2 protein-coding genes are annotated in these 1,905 nt (G+C 68.0%); both read right to left on the reverse strand.

The window, feature by feature from the left end; translation table 11 throughout:
- Positions 1-172: 172 nt before the first annotated feature.
- Positions 173-619, reverse strand: a complete 447-nt coding sequence (locus I73_RS11260) for a TlpA disulfide reductase family protein (RefSeq protein ID WP_306304232.1) — start codon at positions 617-619, stop codon at positions 173-175.
- A 121-nt stretch (positions 620-740) separates the two neighbouring features.
- The gene (locus I73_RS11265) at positions 741-1,760 is read right to left on the reverse strand and encodes a hypothetical protein (RefSeq protein ID WP_148289775.1); all 1,020 of its coding nucleotides are present in this window, start codon (positions 1,758-1,760) and stop codon (positions 741-743) included.
- Positions 1,761-1,905: the final 145 nt, after the last annotated feature.

Below are 1,905 nucleotides of genomic sequence, written 5' to 3' on the forward strand. Positions count from 1 at the left end.
CCCCGAGCATCACGCCGGCGGTGAAGCCCAGCAGGTGGTGCAGGCGATCCCTGAACTTCAGTGCCAGCAGGCCACCCAGCGCCGTCGAGACAAAGGTGAGGAACGACAGGGCGAGCGCGGTCATGGGCATGGCAGGGGCAACCGCCCATTGTCGCCGAGCAGGGCGACGGGCTCAGGCCTCGGTCAGCAGTTGGCCGATCAGCTGGTGCAGGGCGGCGAAATCGGGTTCGCCCACGTACTTCTTGACGATGTGGCCCTGCTTGTCCAGCAGGAAGCTGGTGGGCGTGAGCCGCACATCGCCAAAGCCCTTGGCGGCGTCACCGCTCTTGTCCATGGCCACCAGGAAGGGCAGGCCGCGCGTCTGGGCGAAGCTGGCCACGTAATCGGGCGTGTCGTAGCTCATCGCCACCGCCAGGGTTTCATAGCCCTGACTCTGGAACTTCTGGTGGGTGCTGATGATCTGGGGCATCTCGTGCACGCAGGTGGTGCAGCTGGTGGCCCAGAAGTTCACCAGCACGACCTTGCCGCGCAGGGCGGACAGGGCCTGCGGACGGCCGTCCAGCAGGGTGACCTTCACATCGGGGGCCGTCTCGCGGCTGGAGCAGCCTGCCAGCAGCACGGGGGCTGCTGCGGTGGAGGCCAGGAGGCCGGCGACAAGGCGGAGATGCTGACGGCGACGCATACGCTACCCGAGACTATCCTGCGAACAAGACCTGGAGTGTACGACCCGGGCGGCGCTCTCAGAGGTTCCGGGTGTATTCCGATTCCAGCAGGGAGGTCAGCTGTTCGGACAGCGCGTCGCGGCCGATGCGGGCCGGGCGCCCCTGGCCGGGCTCGGCGGGCTGGGTGTAGAGGCCCTCGGCCGCGATCTCGACCCAGACCAGGTGGGGGGCACGGGCGCTCAGCCGGTGGCGCAGCCGTTGGACCCGCTCTCCGCCCAGGATGGCCTCGAACAGAATGCCATGCGGCATGCTGTCCTGACAGAAGGCTTCCGCCTCCTGGAGACTGCCCACGAAATCCACCAGCATGCCGCTGGCGCGCAGGGCCTCACGCACTTCCGTACGCACGTCGCGCTGGCCGGCGACCACCAGCCAGTGGCTGCCCATCAGAGGACGCGAGGCCTGCGACAGGGCAAATGCGGAGGACAGGTGTTCCGCATCGTCGTCCCCCACGTTCACGCCGAAGGTGGTGTCCGGGCTCAGGGTCTGTGGGAAGTCGATCACCAACTGGGTGCTGTCCGGCCGATCCAGGCGCTCGAGCCTCAGGTGCTGCACACGGGCCATTTGCTCGATCAGGCACCAGGCCAGGAGCTGGTCGCTGGCCAGGGGGGCGTCAGAAGGCAGGGGGTGGCTGGCCGTGAGCTGCAGGCGGGCCTGGGGCGGCCAGTCGTGCATCTCCAGCCGAATGTCCAGCTGGTCCTGGGCCTGGGCCAGGGCCCAGTCGGTGAGTTGCTGGATGAAGCCGTGCAAGAGGCTGGGATCCAGGAGCACGGTGGCCGGGTGCATGGCGCGGTGCAGCTCGACGCCGCGCAGCGCCGCCCGGGCCTTCTGCTGGGCCAGCACGTCGCGCAGGACCGTGGTGAGGGACACCTCTTCGGGGACTTGGTGCACTTCGCCGGTGGCCATGCGGGCCAGTTGCTGCCCCAGCATGCCGATCTGCCGCACACGTGCCAGCCGGGCCTGCAGCTTTTGCAGCTCGGGGGCCTGGGGCAGGCTCGGCCCGAGTTCCTCCAGATGGGCCTGGACTGCGGAGAGATGCATGGCCACGTCGCCGCCCATCTGGCTGATGATTTGCAGCCAGTACCGTTCGGCGTTGGCCGGGGGCCTGGGGTGTCATGGTGACTCTCCGGATGGACTGACAGGGACTGGATACTGCTATTGTGACAAATTGCAACCGATTGGGGGG

Source organism: Ideonella sp. B508-1, from assembly GCF_000333615.1.
Classification (GTDB): Bacteria; Pseudomonadota; Gammaproteobacteria; order Burkholderiales; family Burkholderiaceae_C; genus Ideonella.

Bases quoted from the DNA above. Each gene is read 5' to 3' on its own strand.
- I73_RS11265 (WP_148289775.1), bottom strand. From the start codon at position 1,760: ATGCATCTCTCCGCAGTCCAGGCCCATCTGGAGGAACTCGGGCCGAGC.